The sequence below is a fragment of the Nocardia sp. NPDC006044 genome, from assembly GCF_042871115.1.
Taxonomy (GTDB): Bacteria; Actinomycetota; Actinomycetes; order Mycobacteriales; family Mycobacteriaceae; genus Nocardia.
In genome coordinates, this window is record NZ_JBIAID010000004.1 from 1,132,179 (window position 1) to 1,150,481 (window position 18,303).

Consider the following 18,303-nt stretch of genomic DNA (forward strand, 5'->3'; position numbering starts at 1 on the left):
AAACGCCCGGCGGCGCGCCCGTCCGTGCGAAGGTAATCGGCGTGGCGCGGTACGTGACAGGAAACCTCCCCGCCGAAGTGACCAGTTTCGTCGGGCGGGGCAGCGAAGTCGCCGCCGCCAGGAAACTGCTGTCCAGCACCCGCCTGCTCACCCTCACCGGGCCGGGCGGCGTGGGTAAGACCCGGCTGGCCAGGCGGGTGGGCGAGACGGTGCGCCGGGCCTTTCCCGACGGCGTGTGGCTGGTCGAGGTGGCCCACGTCAACGACGGGGCGCTGGTGGCGTTGACCGTCGCGCAGGCGCTCGGCCTGCGCGACGACACCAGCGTCCCGCTGGCCGGCCTCACCGATTACCTCGGCGGCAAACACCTGCTGCTCGTCCTGGACAACTGCGAGCACGTGATCGGCGCCTGCGCCGAGCTGGTCGACCGGCTGATCGCCGGCATCCCCGACCTCCGGGTGCTGGCGACCAGCCGCGAGCCGCTCGGCGTGGTGGGCGAGCAGGTGCTGCTGGTCGCGCCGCTGCCGGTGCCCGAAATGGACGAGGACGCCGGCGAAGTCGACGCGACGGACAATCCGGCGCTGCGGCTGCTGATCGACCGCGCGACCGCGGCGAATCCCGAATTCCGGGTCACCCCGGCGAATCTCGGCGCGCTCGCGGCGATTTGCGCTCGGCTGGAGGGGATTCCGCTGGCCTTGGAGCTGGCGGCGCTGCGCCTGCGCGCCTTCACGCCGGACCAGGTGCTGGAGCGCCTCGGCGACACCATGCGCCTGCTCACCACGGGCCTGCGCACCGCGCCGGAGCGGCAGCAGACCCTGGAAGCGGCCATCCGCTGGAGCTACGACCTGTGCACCCCGGGCGAACAGCTCCTCTGGGAGCAGCTCGCGGTGTTCGCGGGCGGTTTCGACCTGGCCGCCGCCGAGGCGGTGTGCCTGCTCGAGCCGCCCGCCGCGCTGATGGACGCGCTCACCGGGCTGGTCGACAAGTCGGTGCTGAGTCACCGGCACGACAGCGACGGCACCGGCCGCTACACCATGCTCGAACCGCTGCGGCAGTTCGCGCTGGCGCGGCTGGCGGCGCACGGCGACGAGTACGCGCTGCGGATTCGGCACCGCGACCACTACTACCGGGTCGCGCGGCGAGGGCGGGTCGAGTACTGGGGTGACGCGGATGTCATCTGGTTCCGTGACGTCACGCGGGAACACGCGAATATGCGTGCGGCCCTGCAATTCGCGCTCGCCGACCCGGACGGCGCGCATCGCGGGTTACAGATCGCCAGCGAACTGCGGCCGTTCTGGGAGCACTACCGGTTCTTCCTGGAGGGCTACCGGTGGTTGACGGACGCGCTCGGCAAGGACCTCGCGCGCACCGCCGACCGGGCGCGGGCGCTGGCCGCCGCGTCGGTGATCGCCGGCATGCTCTCGGACACCGTGTCGGCGCACGCGTATCTGGCCGAATGCGTCGCGATAGCCACGGAATCGGCCGCCGAACAGGTGCTGGTCGAGGCGCAGCTATTGGCGTCGGTGCTGGCGTTCGCCGAGGCCGATCCGGTGCGGGCGCTCGACATCGCCGAGGACGCCGCGGTGCGGGCGCGGGCGTGCGGGCATCACGGCACGGAGATGGAGTGTCTCGCGTTCGGGTATGTGTGCGCGATGGTGCTGGCGGACGAGCGCGCCGGTCCGTTGGCCGAGCAGTTCCTGGCCAAGACCGCCGAGCATGGCTCTCATCTGCTCGGCGGCCTCGCGTGGTGGGCGGTCGGGACGAATCACTGGCGAAACGGCAACGGGGACCGGGCGGTCGAGGATCTGCGTCGCGCGGTCGAACTGCTACGGATGTTCGATCGCTGTGTCTGGACGGCGTCCGCGTTCGACGGGCTGGCCTGGGCGGCGGCAGCGAGTGGCGACCAGCGTCGGGCCGCCCGGTTGATGGGTGCGGCGACGACGGTGCGGCGCGGCAGCACCCAGCGTCTCGCGCACGCGATGACCGACGCGGTCGGCGAGAAGGTCCGGCTTCAGGTGCATGATGCGTTGGGGGACAGGGAGTTCGGCGCGGCGTTCGACGGTGGCGCCGCGCTCACCCTGGACGAGGCGGTGAGCTACGCACTCGGCGTCGAGCAGGCAGCGCCGCCGCCGGCACCGAAAGCCGTTGCGGACGAACAGCTCACGCGCAGGGAGAAGGACGTGGCCCGGCTGGTCGCGGCGGGTTACAGCAACAAGCGGATCGCCGCCGAACTGGTCATCTCGATCCGGACCGCGGAGAGCCACGTGGACCATATCCTGACCAAGCTGGGCTTCGACTCACGGTCGCAGGTCGCGGCCTGGGTGCGGGACCACGCGCTCTGACCTGGTCAGTCGCCCGTCGCGCCGTCGATGCGTTCGCGCAGGAGGTCGGCGTGCCCGTTGTGCCGCGCGTACTCCTCGATCATGTGCGTGTAGACCCAGCGCAGGTTGTAGGTCAGTTCCGGGCGTCGGGGATGCGCGAAGGTGTGCTCGAGCGACAGGTCGGCGACCGCGGCATCGGCCAATTCGACCTCTTTCAGGTATTGCGCGAGATCGGTTGCGGGGTCGGACTGTTCGGTGTTGTCGAAGTCGCTGTTCGGATTGTCGGCGCGGCTGTAGACGTAGTCCAGGTCGATGCCCGCGGCGGCCACGCGGAACCAGCCGCGCTCGACCTCGGACAGGTGCCGGACCAGGCCATGCAGCGACATCGCCGACGGTGGGACGGGCCGCTCGCCGAGCTGTTTCGCGTCGAGGCCCGCGCACTTCCGCAGCAGGGTGTCGCGGTGAAAGTCGAGCCAGGCCTGCAACATCGGCCGCTCGTCGGCGATCAGTGGCGGTTTGCTTCGGGTGCGGTCGGGCGCGGTCCAGGTCACGCCGGCGACTGTAACTCGGCGAGGTTGCCGGAGGCTCGTGATTTATCCCCGGCGTCAGTTCGTGAACCGTGTCGCCTTGTCGCCGTGCAACCGGCCGGCGGGCAGGGTGCGTCCGCACAGCACCAGCAGCAGGTCCTGCGCGGCGCCGGACACGACCTCGCCGGACCCATAATTCCATTCCAGGTCATCGGCGCGCAGCTGGATTCCTTTGAGATCAACTCCGAAGAATTTGACGCTCTTGGGGTTGATCGCGTCCAGGACCAGGCGCAATCGGTCCTCGGGCACTGTGCGATTCAGGCCGAGCGCGACGGTGATGTCCAGACCGTGGATGACATCGTGACTGAGCGCACCCTCGAATCCGCCGCCCGGCGGCTTCCACGGGTGGGCTACGTTGTCCCACAACCACTTCAGCAGGTCCTCCGCGGACAGCTCCGCGGCGTCGTGCCGGGCGGTCCGATCCGACATCCGATGGAAACTGCCCGCCGCTCGCACCATCTCGAACGCGAACCGCGGCCCCGACAGCCGGTACGGCATGGTCATGTGCGCGACCACTTCCCGCACCCGCCACCCCTTGCACAGCGTCGGCGCGTCCCAGGTCTCCGCGTCGAGCCCGGCCAGCAGTTCGGCAAGGTCGGTCCGCTCACCTGTGATCGCCTTGCGCACCTCGGTCTCCGTCATAGTCTCTCCTCGCCCGAGATCATTCCCCGCCACGCGGCGAGATGCCATACGACAAGGCAAATTCGTGATCCCGCAACAGGATCGAGGACCGCCGGTTGGGCCTGTTTGCCGGGGACCGGCGGGGATCTGCATGATGGGCTGGATATCAGTGCGCCGCACACCGCGACCATCCCGGGCATTCGGAGTAGAGCTTTGACCTCACCTATCGCGCCGTTCGATACGGACTACCTCGTCGATCCGTACGCGGTGCACCGCAAACTCCGGGAGAGTGCGCCCGTGCACCGTGTCGCACTTCCCGACGGCACGCAGGCCTGGCTGGTCACTCGGGAAGCGGATGTTCGTCGCGGACTTGCCGACCCTCGACTGTCGATCGACAAGCGTTCGTCCACTACGGGATACAAGGGTTTCGCGCTTCCACCGGTGTTCGAGGCGAATCTGCTCAATATCGACGCCCCGGACCACACGCGCCTGCGTCGCCTGGTTTCGCACGCCTTCACCCGCCGACGCGTCGACAGCCTGCACGGCAAGATCCAAACGGAAACCGATCTGCTGCTCGACGGTCTCGCCGAGCGGGAACAGCCCGAACTCATCGCCGATTTCGCGGCTCCGCTGCCGCTGACCGTCATCGGCGACCTCCTCGGCATCCCCGGCGAAGATCGCGAGCGATTCCGGGCTGGACCAATGCGCTACTCGCGCCCGATCCGAGCCAGCCGGGGCAGGCGAAGGAAGCTGTCGTTCAGATGGCGCAATTCATGGTCGATCTGGTCGCCGCCAAACGAGCCGCACCCGCCGACGACTTTCTGTCCGATCTGATCGCGGTGCGTGACGCGGGCGACGTGCTGACCGAAAACGAGCTTGTCTCGCTGGTCTTCCTCATCTTCTGGGCGGGTTACGAAAACGCCGTCAAGCTCATCGGAAAGAGCGTACTGGCGTTGCTGGACAACCCAGAACAACTTGCCGCATTGCGAGTTACCGCGCCCTCGATGAGCGATTCCGCAGTCGAGGAGTTGCTCCGCTACGCCCACCCGAGCCAATTCGCCATCCGCCGTTTTCCCACCGAAGACATCACCATCGGCGACGTCCGAATCCCGGCCGGGGAAACCGTGCTGCTGGGCACCGCATCGGCGAATCGGGATCCATTGTTCGTGCCCGACCCCGATACTCTCGATTTGTCGCGACAGGACAATCCGCACCTCGCCCTCGGTCACGGCATTCACTATTGCCTCGGCGCTCCATTGGCCCGGCTCGAAACCCGCATCGCCATCGGCAGCCTGCTGCACCGATTCTCGCGAATCGAGCTGGCGATACCGCGCGGCGAAATCCGCTGGCGATCGTCCTTCCGGGAACACGGCCTGCATGCCTTGCCTGTGCTCCTGGGCGATTAGGCCGGGCTGGGTAGGTGTTTGCGGTGGCGTCCGTGCTGGCCGGACCAGGTGAACCGCTGGGCGTTCTCGCCGTGCAGGGTTCCGTCGGGCAGGGTGCGGCCGCACAGCGCGAGCAGGAGATGCTGGGCGGCGCCGGAAAGGACTTCGCCGGTGCCGTAGCGCCAGTCGAGGTCATCGGCGCGCAGTTGGATGCCTTTGAGATCGACGCCGAAGAACCTGACGCTCTTGGGATTTACCGCGTCCAGCACGTGCCGTAGTCGATCTTCGGGCACTCTGCGTTCCAGTCCGAGCGGGACCGTGATGTCCAGCCCGTGGATGACGTCGTGACCCAACGCGCCCGTGAAGCCGTAGCCCGGCGGGTGCCACGGGTGAGCGACGTTGTCCCACAGCGACTTCAGCAGATCCTCGGCGGTGAATCTGGCCGCGTCCTGATGGGCGGCATGATCGGCGAGCCGATTGAATCCGCCTGCCGCACGGAGCAGTTCGAGCGCGAAGCGGGGCTCGGACAGGCGGAACGGCAGGGTGATGTGCGCGACGACCTCGCGGACCCGCCAGCCCCGGCACAGCGTCGGCGCGTCCCAGCTCTCGGCGTCGAGGCCGGTCAGGATTTCGGCGAGTTCTGTCCGTTCCGCCGTGATCGCGGCGCGCACCTCGGTATCGGTCATTGTTCTCCTCGCCGCGATCATTTCTTCGCGTCCGCAGATTCCGCCCGTCCGCGAATTCGTTCGGCCGGGCAGGACGCTGCCGCGTAATTGATCGGGATTTGTCGGGTATATCCCCTTTCCGGCGATGCTATGCCCAATAGCCAGCAAAACGCCGGAGTGTGGGAACTCGGCGTTTCAAACCGGCGTGTCGCGCCGGCGGACTAGGCGGGTTTCAGGAAAGTGCCCGCGTGCAGGGTGGTGCCGAAGCCGGGGGCGAAGGCGCCGTATTCATAAACGACGTGCCCGCCGACAATGGTGGCGGCCACGGCCCGGTCATTGCGATTGACCATCCGATTCAGTCCGGCGATACCGGGGAATGGCGTTTCGGCGTAGGCGGCGCTCGATGCGTCGAAGCCGGCCGGGTCGATGACGGCGATATCGGCGCGCGCGCCCTCGTGCAGGCGGCCGGCGTCGAGGCCGTACCAGTCGGCGAGTTCGCCGGTCAGCCGGTGCACCGCCGCCTCGATCGGCATGAAGCGGCGCTGGTGCGTGCGTTCCAGCATGCGCAGGCCGAAGTTGTAGAAAGCCATATTGCGCAGGTGCGCACCGGAATCGGCGAAGCCGACCTGCACATTGGGGGAGCGTTGCAGCCGGTCGAGCACGTCGTCGCGATCGTTGGCGATGACCGTGCGCCAGCGCAGCCGCGCGCCGTGCGCGACGGCGAGGTCGAGCAGCGCGTCGGCGGGATGGATCCCGCGCTCGTCGGCCACCTGGCCGAACGACTTGCCGACCACGCCGGCCTCGGGGCAGGACACGATCTGCGCGTCGTAGAGGTCCCGGTGCCACACTCGCGGACCGTATTTCTTCGCGAGATCCTTGCGGAACTGCCTGCGGTAGGACTCGTCGGCGAGCAACTCGCCGCGCTTCATCACGTCGCGGATGTTCAATGCGGCGACGCCGGAACCGAACTCCTCGAACACCACCAGATCGACGCCGTCGGCATACACCTCGAACGGCACCGGCAGGTGCTGCCACCGGAACGCCGCCCCGCCGACGATATTCGCGATCCACGCCGCGGTGATCGCCGCGCGAGCGGTCGTGCGATCGGCCTTCACGTCCATGCCCGCGATCAGCGTGGTCTTGAGCGGCTTACGGAATCGCCCGGCACTCTGCGCGAAGTAGCGGGCGATCTCCAGCCGTGAGGTGAGATTCGGCGTGCTCTGATGGATCCGATTCCGTTGCCGCAGAATCTTGTTCAGTGCCGCGTACTCCCGCCAGCCGGCATAGGTCGACGGCAGCTGCCTGGCCGGGAAGCGCACTCCCTCCAGCTTCGAGAACGAGCTGCGGATGGTGGACAGGCCGAGGAACCCGGCATCGAGCGCGTCGGTCAGCATCTGGCGCATGCGATTCAGCTCGTCGCCGGTCGGCTGTGCCTGCGGGTCGACCGCGCGCCCGAGCCCCATGACGGCCACCCGAATGTCCGAATGTCCCAGCAGCGCGGCCACATTCGCGCCGAGTGGCCGCGCGGCCAGCGATTGGGCGTAGGCGCGCGGCCCGTCCCAGTCCTTGTGCTCCTTGACCGCCGAGTGCACCGCGTCCCAGGGCAGCGCCTCGACTCGGGCGAACATGTCCGCGCAATCGTCGGCCGCGGCGTACACCGTGGACAGCGAGCAGTTCCCGATCACCACCGAGGTGACGCCGTGCCGCACCGACTCGCCGAGCCCGGGGCTGCCGAGCACCTCCGCGTCGTAGTGGGTGTGCACGTCGAGCATGCCCGGCATGACCCATTTGCCGGCCGCATCGATGGTCCGCGCGCCGTCCGGCAGCGGCTCGGCGCTGATCGTGACTACTTTGCCGTCCCGGATGCCGACGTCCGCGGTCCGCGGTGGCGAACCCGCGCCGTCGAATACCGACCCGCCGCGAAGTACCACGTCATACCGCGTCATCTGCGCCTCCATGCCCTCCGGTATCTGATACCACCGGTATTGAGTACATGGTCGCACGGGCGATCACCCGGGGTCATCCGATGGGCACGAATGCGCCGATCCATCCAGGCCGCGCGCAGAAACGAATACGACAACGGTGGGCCGCTCGGTTCGCCTCGCTGCCGCGGCAGCGGCAACCACGCAGAACGGGGATCACGCATGCGGGTCAGATCCGCTCGGATCAGTACGCTGGCCGCCTTTTGTGTCGTGGCGCTGGTCGGTCTGTCGCCGTCGAGTGCGGCGCGGGCGGACAGCGTTATCGAGGGCGTAGACGTCGAGTCGACCGGGGTCAACTGGGCCACCGTGAAGAAGAACGCCGCCTTCGCCTACGTCAAGGCCACCGACGGAAGGGACGGCGTCAACGCGGCATTCGCCCAGCTGAACGACGCCGCGAGCAAGGCCGGCCTGTTTCACGGCGCGTATCACGTCGCCGCGCCTGATCTGAGCAACGGCATGGACCAGGCTAATCACTTCTTCGACCACGGCGGCGGCCCGACTGCTGCGGACAACCGCACGATGCCAGGAGCCGTCGTCTTGCGCGACGGCGCCAAGACCGACAAGTGCTACGGACTCGACGCCACCGCGATGGTCAGCTGGCTGGCGATGTTCGACAACACGTATATCAACCGGTCCAAGGGCCCGCACCCGGTGATCGCGACCACCGCCGAATGGTGGAAGACCTGCACCGGCGGCTCGCACGATTTCGGCGCGAACCCCTTGTGGCTGCTGCACTCCGCCGATTCGACCGAGCAACTGCCTGCGGGCTGGCAGGCGTACGCCCTCTTGCAGTACGAGGTGTCCGGATCCAAGCAGGGTAAGGACAAATTCAACGGCAGCAAAGACACGCTGGCCAACTTCGTTCTGCCGCAGCAGGAGTGAGCGGCGAGTCGGACATCGCAACCGGTCGGCGAGCCGCGACGCCGATTGCTCACGTCCTCCGCTCGTGACTGCGCCGCCGCCGTCCACGGGGTACGGCGGCGGGCGGCGCACTGGACTTGCCGTAGAGATCGCCTTGCGCCCGTTGATATTCCGCCCGAATGCGGTTACCTATGGCGGGCGCGTCCGGCGCGGGTACCTCGGCGACCGTGCGCGCGGACCAGGTCGGTGGCTCCGCCGCGCCGCTGAGCGCCCAGGCGGCCTGCCGGGCCGCGCCGAGCGCCACGTACTCGTTCGGCTGCGGCACCGTCACGGGCACACCGAAGATCTGCGCGGCGATCTCCGCCACCAGCGTGGACCGGGCGGCCCCGCCGATCAACAGGATTCGCCGCACTCCGGTGCCCCGCGCGCGCAGATGATCGAGCGCCTCGGCCATATTGCACAGCATCCCCTCGTAGGCGGCGCGGGCAATGTGGCCGGGGCGCATGGTTTCCGGGCGCAGACCGTGCAAACTGCCGGTGGCGTGCGGCAGGTTCGGCGTCCGTTCGCCGGACAGGTAGGGGAGCAGGACCAGCCCGTCCGCACCCGGCGGAGCCTGCGCGGCAAGCGTTTCGAGCGTGGCGAGATCGACGCCGAGCAGGTCGGCGGCGTACTTGAGCACTCGCGCGGCGTTGAGCGTGCAGACCAGCGGAAGGAACGCCCCGGTCGCGTCGGCGAATCCGGCGACCGCCCCGCCGGCGTCGGCGCTGGGCGTCGCGGACCGGGCGAAGACGGTCCCGCTCGTGCCGAGCGAGACCACCACATCGCCCTCGCCGAGCCCGAGACCCAGTGCGGCACCGGCATTGTCACCGGTCCCGGCCGCGACGAGCACCCCGCCCGGCGTGCGCCCGGCTGCCTCCGACGGCGCGAGCACCCTCGGCAACTCGGGCGTCCGTCCGCGAAACCCGAGCGCGAGCAGGTCTTTGCGGTACTCGCAATCGGCAGGCGACCAGTACCCGGTGCCCGAGGCGTCGCCGCGGTCGGTCGTCGGTTCGAGCGCGGGATCCGACGGTCCGCCGCCGCGCAGCCGCCAGGTCAGATAGTCGTGGGGCAGCATCACCCGGGCGGTGCGGTCGGCCGACTCCGGCTCGTGATCGGCGAGCCACCGCAGCTTGGTCACGGTGAACGCCGCGAGCGGGACACTGCCGACCGCCTCGGCCCAGGCCTGCGGTCCGCCGAGCTCGAGGATCAGCTCGTCGGCGGCCGCGGCGGACCGGACGTCGTTCCACAGCAGCGCATCGCGTACCGGATTGCCGTCGGCGCCGACCGCGACCAGCCCGTGCTGCTGGCCGGCCACCGCGATCGCGTCCACGCGCTCGAGCAACCCGTCGCCCGCCGCGCACAGGGCCTCCCACCACGCCTGCGGCGCCACCTCGGTGCCGTCCGGATGCGGTGCCTGCGCTTGGTGCAGGATCTCCCCGGTGTCCGCCGCGCAGACCACCACTTTGCAGGACTGAGTAGAGCTGTCCACCCCGGCCACCGTTGCCGCACACATACGCTCCACCTTGCACCCGAACCGTCCCCGCACGGCGCATTTCGGGTATTCGATGACCGGATCGGGCACACTGGCCCGGTGACCGACGATCCGGACCGACCTGCCGACGCGCATGTCCGGACCGGTGCCGGAATCCCGGTACCGGAGCTGACCGACGACCTGCTCACCGAAATGCTGGACGAGCCGCCCGATCCGGAATGCCCGTTCATCGTGATCAACCGCGGCGAGCACGCCTACATCCAGACCCGCCTGCTCCCGGACGGCGTCTACGAGATCGAGCACCGCGCCGACGACTCCGGCGAGCAGTTCCAGGTGTACACCCCCGACGCCCGCCTGGTGCGCGATGTCATGTGGTCGTGGCTGGACGACGACCGGTGGTGGCGCGACGCCGTCGCCTGGTACCGGGTCGATCCGGCGGTCGCGGAGGTGCAGTCCGTGCTGCGCGACTTCGACGATCTGCTCGGCGGCATGGACGTGCTCGACGACATCCAGGCCTCGATGGACGATGCCCTGGCCCGAGCCGACGAACTGCTGGCCATGGATATCGGCGAGCCGAAAGCCGAGCCCGACGAATCACCGTGACGGCGCGGCCAGGTAATACCACGCGGTGCTGGCGATATCCGAATTCTCCAGCGGCAGATAGGCATCCCCTTGCCAGCCGAGCGCCTGCACGGTGACCCGCAGTGCGCTGTCGAAGCAGATGGGATCGCGCTTGTGCCAGCGGTACATGCCGAATTGCTGGTACGGCTCGTAGATCTGGTCCGGCGGCATGACCTGCACCAGTCCGACGTACGGCGCGGAATACCTGCGGTAGGTGCCGTCGATGTCGAAATTCCACGCGCCGCCGAAGTAGTCCTCGGTGCCGGTGCCGCACAGGGTCGGGAAGTCGGTGTCGCCGTCGAGGAAGAACTTGAATTCGCCCTCACCCCACCAGCCGGGGGCGTTGGGCCGCATCGCGAGGTAGGTGCCGACATAACGTCCCGGCCCGGGGACCGTGTCCAGCACGGTATGAATGGCGGGGTGGCCCAGCGGGTTTCGGCGTGACCACTGGGTGTGCAGGTAGCCGACATCTCCCTGCACCTCTTCTTCGGTATAGGTGACCTGGTAGTACACCGGAACCGTACGGCCGGAGTGATTTTCCAGGGTGATCCGGGCGTGCTCGCGAAACGGCATGGGCCAGTAGCTGTTCAGGCCACCGGCCGGCGCGACCACCACCATCTCCGATTCGACCAGGGCGAGTTCTTCCCAGCCGTTGCAGAAGAAGTAGCCGAGCGGCAGGTCGATCGCGGGCTCGGTCGCATGGTCCCAGTACATCCGCACCGTGATGTCGCGCAGCGCACCGCGATCGGTGGTCAGCCAGATATGGCGGACCACGCCGGGACCGCAGATCTCTGCCAGGGTGGCGGTTTCACCGTCGTCGAGCAGGATCGACGGTGACACCTTCCAGCCGACCCCGAGGAACCGGGCCGCGTGCGCGCCGGTGCCGGTGGTCGCGCGGCCGCCCTGGCCGGGAGCGCCCGTCGGGTTCTCGGCGCTGATCGACCGCGTCCGCGTGTTGTCCAGCTGCCATATCTCCATCGGGCGCCTCCAGGGTTGGTTACAGGCCGGGCCAGCCGTATCTACTCGGGATCGGCGCCAGCCCCGCCATGCGCGAGGTCGCGCCGGGTACGGCCGGGGTGACCGCACCGTAGGATTCGGCCGGAGCGCCGTGCTGTTCGGCGAATTCCCGGCGGATCTTTTCCATATCCAGCCATTTGATGTTCTGGACGAGTTCTTCGAGCGATTCGGAATCGATATAGCCGGCCTCGTTGTACACGAGCAGGCCCTCGCGATAGGCCATCAGCGTCGGATACGCGGTGACCTCCGCGGCGTTCTTCATCGCCTCCTCCGCCACGGCGTCGACGGTGCCGTGCACGATGTCGGGGTGCCGCTCCGCCGACGACTCGTACACCGGGGCGAATCGGGTACACCAGCCGCACCAGTCGGCCCACCAGTCGACGAGCACTATGGGGTGGCGGGTGATGACGGATTCGAAATTCGCCGGGGTCAGGGGGAGAGTGGGCATGAGATCCTCGTAGTGAGTCCGACAGAGCAACCCTGCATCCTCGCACGGCGGGCGAGGTTCAGGACAACACCCCCTTGCGGTGTTGTTCGCTCGCGAGGAAATGGGTGATAGCGGTACTGCATTCGTACAGTTCGCGGTAGCGCCGGTAGTACGCGTCGTATTCTTCGGTGCGTTCAGGATACGGCTCGACGGTCGCGACGACCGGATTCCAGTTCGCGGTGCCGACCCCCGCGGCCTCGGCGGCGAGCAGCGCGTCGCCGAGGCAGGCGCCGATCGTCTCGGCGGGCAGTTGCTGAGGCAGGCCGGTGACATCGGAGACGATCTGCGTCCACAGTCCGCCCTTGGTACCGCCGCCGACCGCGACCAGCCGCCCGGCCTGCGCGCCCGCCTCGGTCATCGCGGCGAGGTTGTGCCGGACGCCGTAGGCGATGCCCTCCAGGACCGCCCGATACAGCTCGGCGCGGCCGTGTCCGAGGGTCAGGCCGGCGACGATGCCCCTGGCGTCCGGATCGAACAGGGGTGTGCGCTCGCCGGCGAAGTAGGGCAGCACCAGCAGTCCGCGACCGCCGACCGGCACCTGCGCGGCCTCGGTGACGAGGTCGGCGAACTCGCCGCCGACCAGGTTGCGCAGCCAGTCGGTCACCGCGCCCGAGGTGGCCATGCCTGCGGCGAGAGTGTATGTGCCGGGCCAGGTTCCGCACGTGCCCCACAGGCCGGGGTGCGGGCGCGGATCGGTCAGCACCTGCACCAGGAACATGGTGGTGCCGTACATGACCATCGCGTCGCCCGGCGCGCGCACGCCGACGCTGGCCGCCTCGGCCCAGGCGTCGATGGTGCCGGTGGTGACCGGAAGCCCAACGGGCAGGCCGGTACTCGCCGCCGCCTCGGCACTGATCCGCCCGACGATCTCGGTCGGCCAGGCGAGTTCGGGCAGCGGTAAGCCCGGCGCGACGAGTTCGGCCCAGTCCGTTGCCCATTCGCGGTGGAGCAGGTCGTACATCGGGACGCACTGGCTGGCGGATTGATGGTCGAGCACGTAGCGGCCGGTGAGCCGTTGCACGAGAAAGGAACTCGCCATCAGCAGCATGCGGGTCGCGGCGGCGACCGTGGGTTCGTGCCGGGCCAGCCAGCGCAGTTTCGGGCCGACCGCCTGACTGGTGAGCGGCGACCCGGCGCGCTCGAGGACCGCCTCTTCGCCGAATTCGGCGGCCAGTTCGCCGATTTCAACCGTCGCCCTGGTATCGACGCCGTAGAGGATGGCGGGACGCAGCGGGCGGCCGGTCGCGTCGGCGGGGAGCAGGCAGGGGCCGATGCCCGAGACGGCGAGTCCGTCGAGGGTGGCGCCGTCCGCCGCCTCGACGAGGTCGCGGACGATCGCGACGAAGTCCGCCCACCACACCTGTTCCGCGTCGTGCTCGACCCACCCCGGGCGCGGCGTCGAAACGCCGTGCGCGCGTTCGGATCTGGCCAGGACCGTGCCGTGCTCGTCGGTGAGCACACCCTTCGAGCTGGAGGTGCCGATGTCGACGCCGAGGAACCTCGTCACCGGACGAACTCGTCGAGGGTGACGCCGAGCAGCGCGCACGCCGCCCGCACGGCGGCCCGGTGATCGCCGGGCACGGCGTGAATGTGGTTGGCGCCGAAGCGGGACAGGAAGTCCTCGGCGCGGGCGTCCAGCCGGGCGAACGCGTGCGGCCACTCCCAGGTGGACTGCTTCATCAGCGCTTCGTTGGTCTGCTCGTCGTAGGTCTCGAAGTCACCGAGCATCAACTGCATTCGATAGTCGCCGTCTTTGCGGGTGAGCCGGGCCAGCGTCATGCCGCCGGGCGCGGCGAGATGGTGCACCGAGGCGCCGCCGGCCGGGAAGAAGAACACCTCGGGATACAGGTGCACCTTGGCGAGGTTCTCCGCCGGGTCGGCGCTGCGGGCGGCGAACCACGTCGCGTGCTGACCCGAATTGCACAGATCCCAGATGTCGCGGTCGGCGTGATAGTGCCGCACGTCGGCGAAAAGCACCGGGGTACCGGCGATCTGCTTGAGCAGCTGCATGGTGAGCGCACCGTCCATGTCCGCCTCGGTGGCGCACACATGGGTTTCCTTCGGCCCGTTCCAGTCGTACGGATCGTTGAGCAGGGCCTCGGTGATGTCCATGGTGGCGAAGTACTGGGTGAGCTCGGGTTGCCCCTTGATGCCCGAGAAGTCCAGGCGCCATTCGGCGATCAGCTCACGCACCGCCAGATACGAACGGATCTGGCGTTCCAGGATCTCCGGCGTCAGCTTCGCGCCGTCGTAATGCACGCCCGCGGCATGGGTTTCGAACCATTCGCGGGCCGCCTTCGCCTCGCTCGCGTCGGCCAGCTCGGCCCGGCGGACGATCTCCCACTGATCGATCTCCTCGACATCGATGCCGAAGATCCGTTGCCACTGATCGGTATTGGCCACCGCGGTGTTCATGCCCATCGGCCGTCCGCCGAAGCGGCCGAACGTGCTGCCCCGCAGGCTCGCCACCGCCGCAGCCGCGCTCGCCTGCACGCCGATCGCCTCGATGAGCGCGGAATCGGCCGGGTCACCCCACAACCGGGTGTGGGTGCGCCCGATCTGGTCGAGCGCGCCGCCCGCGGCCAGCATGCCGACCATGCCTGGCTGTACCGGGTCGATATTCGACAGCAGCAGGAGCGGACCGGGGGTCGCGCCCGCGGCGAGCATGGTGAAATGCGGGAACGCCCACACCGCGTAGTGGAAAACGGTCAGATCGACGTCGGCCGCGGCGACGCCCCTGGCCACCGAACTCGCCAGCGCGTTGTCGCTGACGGTTTCCTCGCCACGCACCACCTCGTGCCCGGCCCGGATCAGCGCGGCGACCAGGTGGTCCTCGGTCGAGCTGATGAAGTCCGCGATACCCGCGTGCACATAATCGCGACCGTCGGACATGCTGATAACACCGATACGGGCCATGCCGGTCCCTCCGCGCAGAGTGGTCGGATAGACGGTTTGCTTCAAGAAATACCAGGCAGAACAAAACAATTGGGCGGATTGGGCAAATCGCGCGACCGGCCGGGGCGGTGACGTACGTTTTGCTACGGTCGCCCGATGGGAACGGACCCGGTGGGGCGGGTCGGGCCCGCGTCCGCCTCCGGCACGCGGCGCGGCGTGCTCGTGATCGGCGCCTATTACGCAGATCTGGTTTTTCACGGATTGTCGCGGCCCGTCCGGCCGGGGAGCGAGGTGTTCGCCCGCGGGTTCGAGTTGCTGCCGGGCGGGGCGTTCACGCCGGCGATGGCGATGCGCAGGCTGGGGCACGACGTGGTGTGGTCGACGGACTTCGGCACCGATCTGTTCAGCGCGCAGGTGCTGGCCGCGGCGCGGGCGGAGGGACTCGACGACAGCGGGTTTCGCCTGCACGCGGTGCCGGTCCGCAGCGTGACCGCGGCGTTGTCGTCGCCCGCGGACCGGGCGATGGTGAGCTATCAGGACCCGGTCGCGGAGCGTCCGCTCGCGCAGGTCTTGCGCGAACACCCGGCGCGGGTGGCGATCCTGCCGCTGCTCCGGTACGGCGAGGACGTGCTCGCCGCACTCGAGGTCGCGCACGGGCTCGGAACACGGGTCTTCATGGACTGTCAGGACGTCCCCTGCACGCTCGAAACGCCGACGGTGCGCGAGATACTCAGCCGGGTGGATACTTTCGCGCCGAACGCCGATGAGGCATTGCGATTGACCGGCGCTAGGTCGCTGGACGCGGCAATAGATATCCTTGCGGGCCTGGTGGATACGCTCGTCGTCAAGCGGGGCAGCGGGGGAGCCGTCGCGGTTCGCGACGGACTGCGATGCGAGATCGGTTCGATCCCGGTCGAAGTCGTCGACACCACCGCTGCGGGAGACTGTTTCGCCGCCGGCTTTCTGCACGCTCACCTGGCCGGGCAGTCGCTGTTCGACTGCCTCGCCACCGCGGTCGCCTGCGGCGCGGCGGCCACGACGGCCCTCGGTTCCAGCGCCGCACCGGACTTGGCGGAACTGCCACAGTGGCTTGCCCGCGTGCCCTGCCCCCGTACCCTGTGATATTTCCCCGCCGACACGGTGATGCGGTCCTGCTATCGTTGCGTAGATGGCAACCGGCGCGGGTTCCAAATCTGTTGAGCCGGAGGCCAGTTCATCCGGCAATCGATGCTGCGGCGTCTCGGCGGGCGCGGTCGGCGGTGAGAAGGTCCTGGTCACCGATCTGGACGGCACGCTGCTGGGCGGCTCCGACGCCGATCGGCTGCGCCTGCGCAACGCGCTGACCCGCCACCCCGAGGTGACGGTGGTCTTCGCCACCGGACGCGGCCTCGACTCGGTCCGCGAGGTGCTGCGCGATCCCCTTGTGCCACAGCCGCGGTGGATCATCGCCGACGTCGGCGCCAGCGTCGTCGACGGAGCCGATCTGACCCCGGTCGCGACGCTGCAGGCACGCCTGCGCGCCGGCTGGCCCGGCGCCGCGGTCGTTCGCGCTGCCCTGCGGCGTTTTCCGGCGTTGACCTACCAGGAAGGCGTGGCCCAGGACGGCCGGTGCTCGTTCCTGCTGCCGCCCACGGGCCTGACCCGGGAGCTGCTCGACGCTGTTGTGGCGCTGGGCTGTTCGTGGCAGTACTCGGCGGACACCTACTTCGACGTGTTGCCCGCGCCCGCGGACAAGGGCCACGCACTCGTCGCGCTCGCCGCGGACCGTGGCTGGTCGATGGGCCGGGTGCTGGTCGCCGGCGACTCGGGCAATGACCGCTCGATGTTCGGCCGCGGCGCGCACGGGGTCATCGTCGGCAATGCCGAAAGCGCTCTACTGGCGGCGGTTCCGCCCGCGCAGGCGGCGCATCGACCGGAGCTGCCGGGTGCGGCGGGCATCCTCGCGGCATTGCGTGAACTCGGTTGGGTCGAGGCGGACTATCCGCTGGTCGTCGGATACCACCGCGCACCGGTCACGTGGACGCCGGACGGCTGGCGGACCCCGTCGAGTCCGAACGGCATTCTGCCCACGCTGAACAGCGTGTTCACCGGTGATCTGCGGGCGGTGTGGGCGGCCGGCGTCGTCATCGAACCCGGCGATTTTGCCAGGCTCGACGATCACGACACCGGACTTCCACTCGCCTTCCTGCCTTTGACCTCCGGGGAGTGGCACGAGTATTTCCACCGTGCCTGCAAGGAAGCGCTGTGGCCGGTCCTGATGTCGCAACCGCACCGACTACACTTCGACCCCACCGCCTGGACCGCGTATCGAGAGGTGAACACACGCTTCGCCGACCACATCGGCCTTCGGGCCGCGCCGGGCGCCACGGTCTGGTTGCACGACTACAACCTGTGGCTGGTCCCGGGCCGGCTGCGCGAAACGCACCCCGACCTTCGGGTGGGCCTGTTCCACCACACCCCGTTTCCCGAGCCGGAGGTCTTCGCGACCCTGCCGCCCGCCGCCGAAATCCGCGATTCGCTGGGCGCGCTGGACTGGGCCGGTTTCCACACCCAGGTCTTCGCCGGACGCTTCCTCGCCTCCCTGACCGACCTCGCCCGCCCGCCCGCGGTCGGCGTTCATCCGCTGGGCATCGACCGGGCGGCGATCGAGGAGCTGGCCCGTTCCCGCCCACCCGAGCGGAGGAAAACCGATGGACCCGTGGTGCTTTCGGTCGAACGTCTCGACTACATCAAAGCCCCCGTGCAAAAGGTCGACGCCATAGCGGATCTCCTGGTCCGCCGCCCCGAACTGCGTGGCGCACTGCGCTTCCGGCTCGTCTGTCCGCCGCCGGAGCCCGGCATCACCGCCTACGACGACACCCGGCAGGTGCTCGAACGCCGCATCGACGAGGTCAACCGAGCCTGGGCGGCGGGCGACTGGCAGCCCATCGAGTACTTCCCTCGGTTCCTGAGCTTCCCCGAGGTCATCGACCACTACCTGGCCGCCGACGTGTTCTGGGTGACTTCGCTACAGGACGGGATGAACCTGACCGCCAAGGAGTTCATCGCCGCCCAAGCCGCAGTGCGCGGTTGCGGTGTGCTGGTCCTGTCCCGGCATGCCGGGGTCGCCGGGCAACTGGCGCCCGCCGCGGTGCTCACCGAGCCGAATTCACCCGCCGACCTCGCCGAAACCCTCTACCGCGCACTGCGACTCCCGCCCGCGCAACGCAGACAGCGACTTTCGCGCCTGAGCGATCTGCTCGGACAGCACAGTCCCGCCGAATGGGCCGCCGAGATCATCGCGGCAATCCAGGCCGCCCGATCCCGGCGGGGCGACCGCGCGGCCTGAACCCG

The 18,303-nt window shown here is 68.9% G+C and carries 16 protein-coding genes; 7 read left to right on the forward strand and 9 right to left on the reverse strand.

The features are described 5' to 3' along the window. Positions 1–41 precede the first annotated feature (41 nt). Entirely contained in the window at positions 42–2,339 is a 2,298-nt protein-coding gene (locus ACFYO1_RS36280; protein WP_387241547.1) for an ATP-binding protein, read from the forward strand. Between the two features lie 5 nt (positions 2,340–2,344). On the opposite strand, the gene ACFYO1_RS36285 is transcribed toward ACFYO1_RS36280, so the two are convergent. Beyond that, complete coding sequence (locus ACFYO1_RS36285) at positions 2,345–2,869, reverse strand: DinB family protein (protein WP_387241550.1); 525 nt, start codon at positions 2,867–2,869, stop codon at positions 2,345–2,347. Between the two features lie 54 nt (positions 2,870–2,923). Beyond that, complete coding sequence (locus tag ACFYO1_RS36290) at positions 2,924–3,547, reverse strand: maleylpyruvate isomerase family mycothiol-dependent enzyme (protein ID WP_387241553.1); 624 nt, start codon at positions 3,545–3,547, stop codon at positions 2,924–2,926. 192 nt (positions 3,548–3,739) lie between these two features. Here ACFYO1_RS36290 and ACFYO1_RS36295 point away from each other — a divergent pair, with 192 nt between their 5' ends. Both ACFYO1_RS36295 and ACFYO1_RS36300 read left to right on the forward strand, forming a co-directional pair. Then, positions 3,740–4,360 carry a hypothetical protein gene (locus ACFYO1_RS36295; protein ID WP_387241556.1) on the forward strand — a complete coding sequence of 207 codons (621 nt, stop codon included), beginning with the start codon at positions 3,740–3,742 and terminating at the stop codon, positions 4,358–4,360. Then, positions 4,288–4,932 (forward strand): cytochrome P450, encoded by a 645-nt coding sequence (locus ACFYO1_RS36300; protein ID WP_387241559.1) that lies wholly within the window; start codon positions 4,288–4,290, stop codon positions 4,930–4,932. The genes ACFYO1_RS36295 and ACFYO1_RS36300 overlap by 73 nt, the downstream gene beginning before the upstream one ends. Here ACFYO1_RS36300 and ACFYO1_RS36305 read toward each other — a convergent pair. Next, positions 4,929–5,597, reverse strand: coding sequence for a maleylpyruvate isomerase family mycothiol-dependent enzyme (locus ACFYO1_RS36305; protein ID WP_387241562.1), 669 nt, complete (start codon positions 5,595–5,597; stop codon positions 4,929–4,931). The genes ACFYO1_RS36300 and ACFYO1_RS36305 overlap by 4 nt on opposite strands. Positions 5,598–5,797: 200 nt before the next feature. Beyond that, the gene (locus ACFYO1_RS36310) at positions 5,798–7,522 is read right to left on the reverse strand and encodes an amidohydrolase family protein (protein WP_387241565.1); all 1,725 of its coding nucleotides are present in this window, start codon (positions 7,520–7,522) and stop codon (positions 5,798–5,800) included. Between the two features lie 198 nt (positions 7,523–7,720). Here ACFYO1_RS36310 and ACFYO1_RS36315 point away from each other — a divergent pair, with 198 nt between their 5' ends. Beyond that, entirely contained in the window at positions 7,721–8,440 is a 720-nt protein-coding gene (locus ACFYO1_RS36315) for a GH25 family lysozyme (RefSeq protein ID WP_387241568.1), read from the forward strand. Between the two features lie 49 nt (positions 8,441–8,489). Here the strand turns inward: ACFYO1_RS36315 and xylB are convergent, their stop codons facing one another. Beyond that, entirely contained in the window at positions 8,490–9,971 is a 1,482-nt protein-coding gene (gene xylB / locus ACFYO1_RS36320; protein ID WP_387241571.1) for a xylulokinase, read from the reverse strand. A 78-nt stretch (positions 9,972–10,049) separates the two neighbouring features. Here xylB and ACFYO1_RS36325 point away from each other — a divergent pair, with 78 nt between their 5' ends. Beyond that, positions 10,050–10,553 (forward strand): hypothetical protein, encoded by a 504-nt coding sequence (locus ACFYO1_RS36325; RefSeq protein WP_387241574.1) that lies wholly within the window; start codon positions 10,050–10,052, stop codon positions 10,551–10,553. Here the strand turns inward: ACFYO1_RS36325 and ACFYO1_RS36330 are convergent. From ACFYO1_RS36330 to ACFYO1_RS36345, 4 genes are read right to left on the reverse strand one after another with little or no spacing between them, the layout of a single operon-like run. Continuing rightward, positions 10,545–11,549, reverse strand: coding sequence for a glycoside hydrolase family 172 protein (locus ACFYO1_RS36330; protein WP_387241577.1), 1,005 nt, complete (start codon positions 11,547–11,549; stop codon positions 10,545–10,547). The genes ACFYO1_RS36325 and ACFYO1_RS36330 overlap by 9 nt on opposite strands. 19 nt (positions 11,550–11,568) lie before the next feature. Further along, positions 11,569–12,036: a thioredoxin family protein gene (locus tag ACFYO1_RS36335; RefSeq protein ID WP_387241580.1), complete on the reverse strand. Its 468-nt coding sequence runs from the start codon at positions 12,034–12,036 to the stop codon at positions 11,569–11,571. Between the two features lie 58 nt (positions 12,037–12,094). Continuing rightward, positions 12,095–13,582, reverse strand: coding sequence for an FGGY-family carbohydrate kinase (locus tag ACFYO1_RS36340; RefSeq protein ID WP_387241583.1), 1,488 nt, complete (start codon positions 13,580–13,582; stop codon positions 12,095–12,097). Next, complete coding sequence (locus ACFYO1_RS36345; RefSeq protein WP_387241586.1) at positions 13,579–14,991, reverse strand: L-fucose/L-arabinose isomerase family protein; 1,413 nt, start codon at positions 14,989–14,991, stop codon at positions 13,579–13,581. Before ACFYO1_RS36345 ends, ACFYO1_RS36340 begins: the two co-directional genes overlap by 4 nt. A gap of 135 nt (positions 14,992–15,126) precedes the next feature. Here ACFYO1_RS36345 and ACFYO1_RS36350 point away from each other — a divergent pair, with 135 nt between their 5' ends. Further along, positions 15,127–16,092, forward strand: coding sequence for a carbohydrate kinase family protein (locus ACFYO1_RS36350; protein WP_387241589.1), 966 nt, complete (start codon positions 15,127–15,129; stop codon positions 16,090–16,092). A gap of 46 nt (positions 16,093–16,138) precedes the next feature. Beyond that, positions 16,139–18,298, forward strand: a complete 2,160-nt coding sequence (locus ACFYO1_RS36355) for a trehalose-6-phosphate synthase (RefSeq protein ID WP_387241592.1) — start codon at positions 16,139–16,141, stop codon at positions 18,296–18,298. Positions 18,299–18,303: the final 5 nt, after the last annotated feature.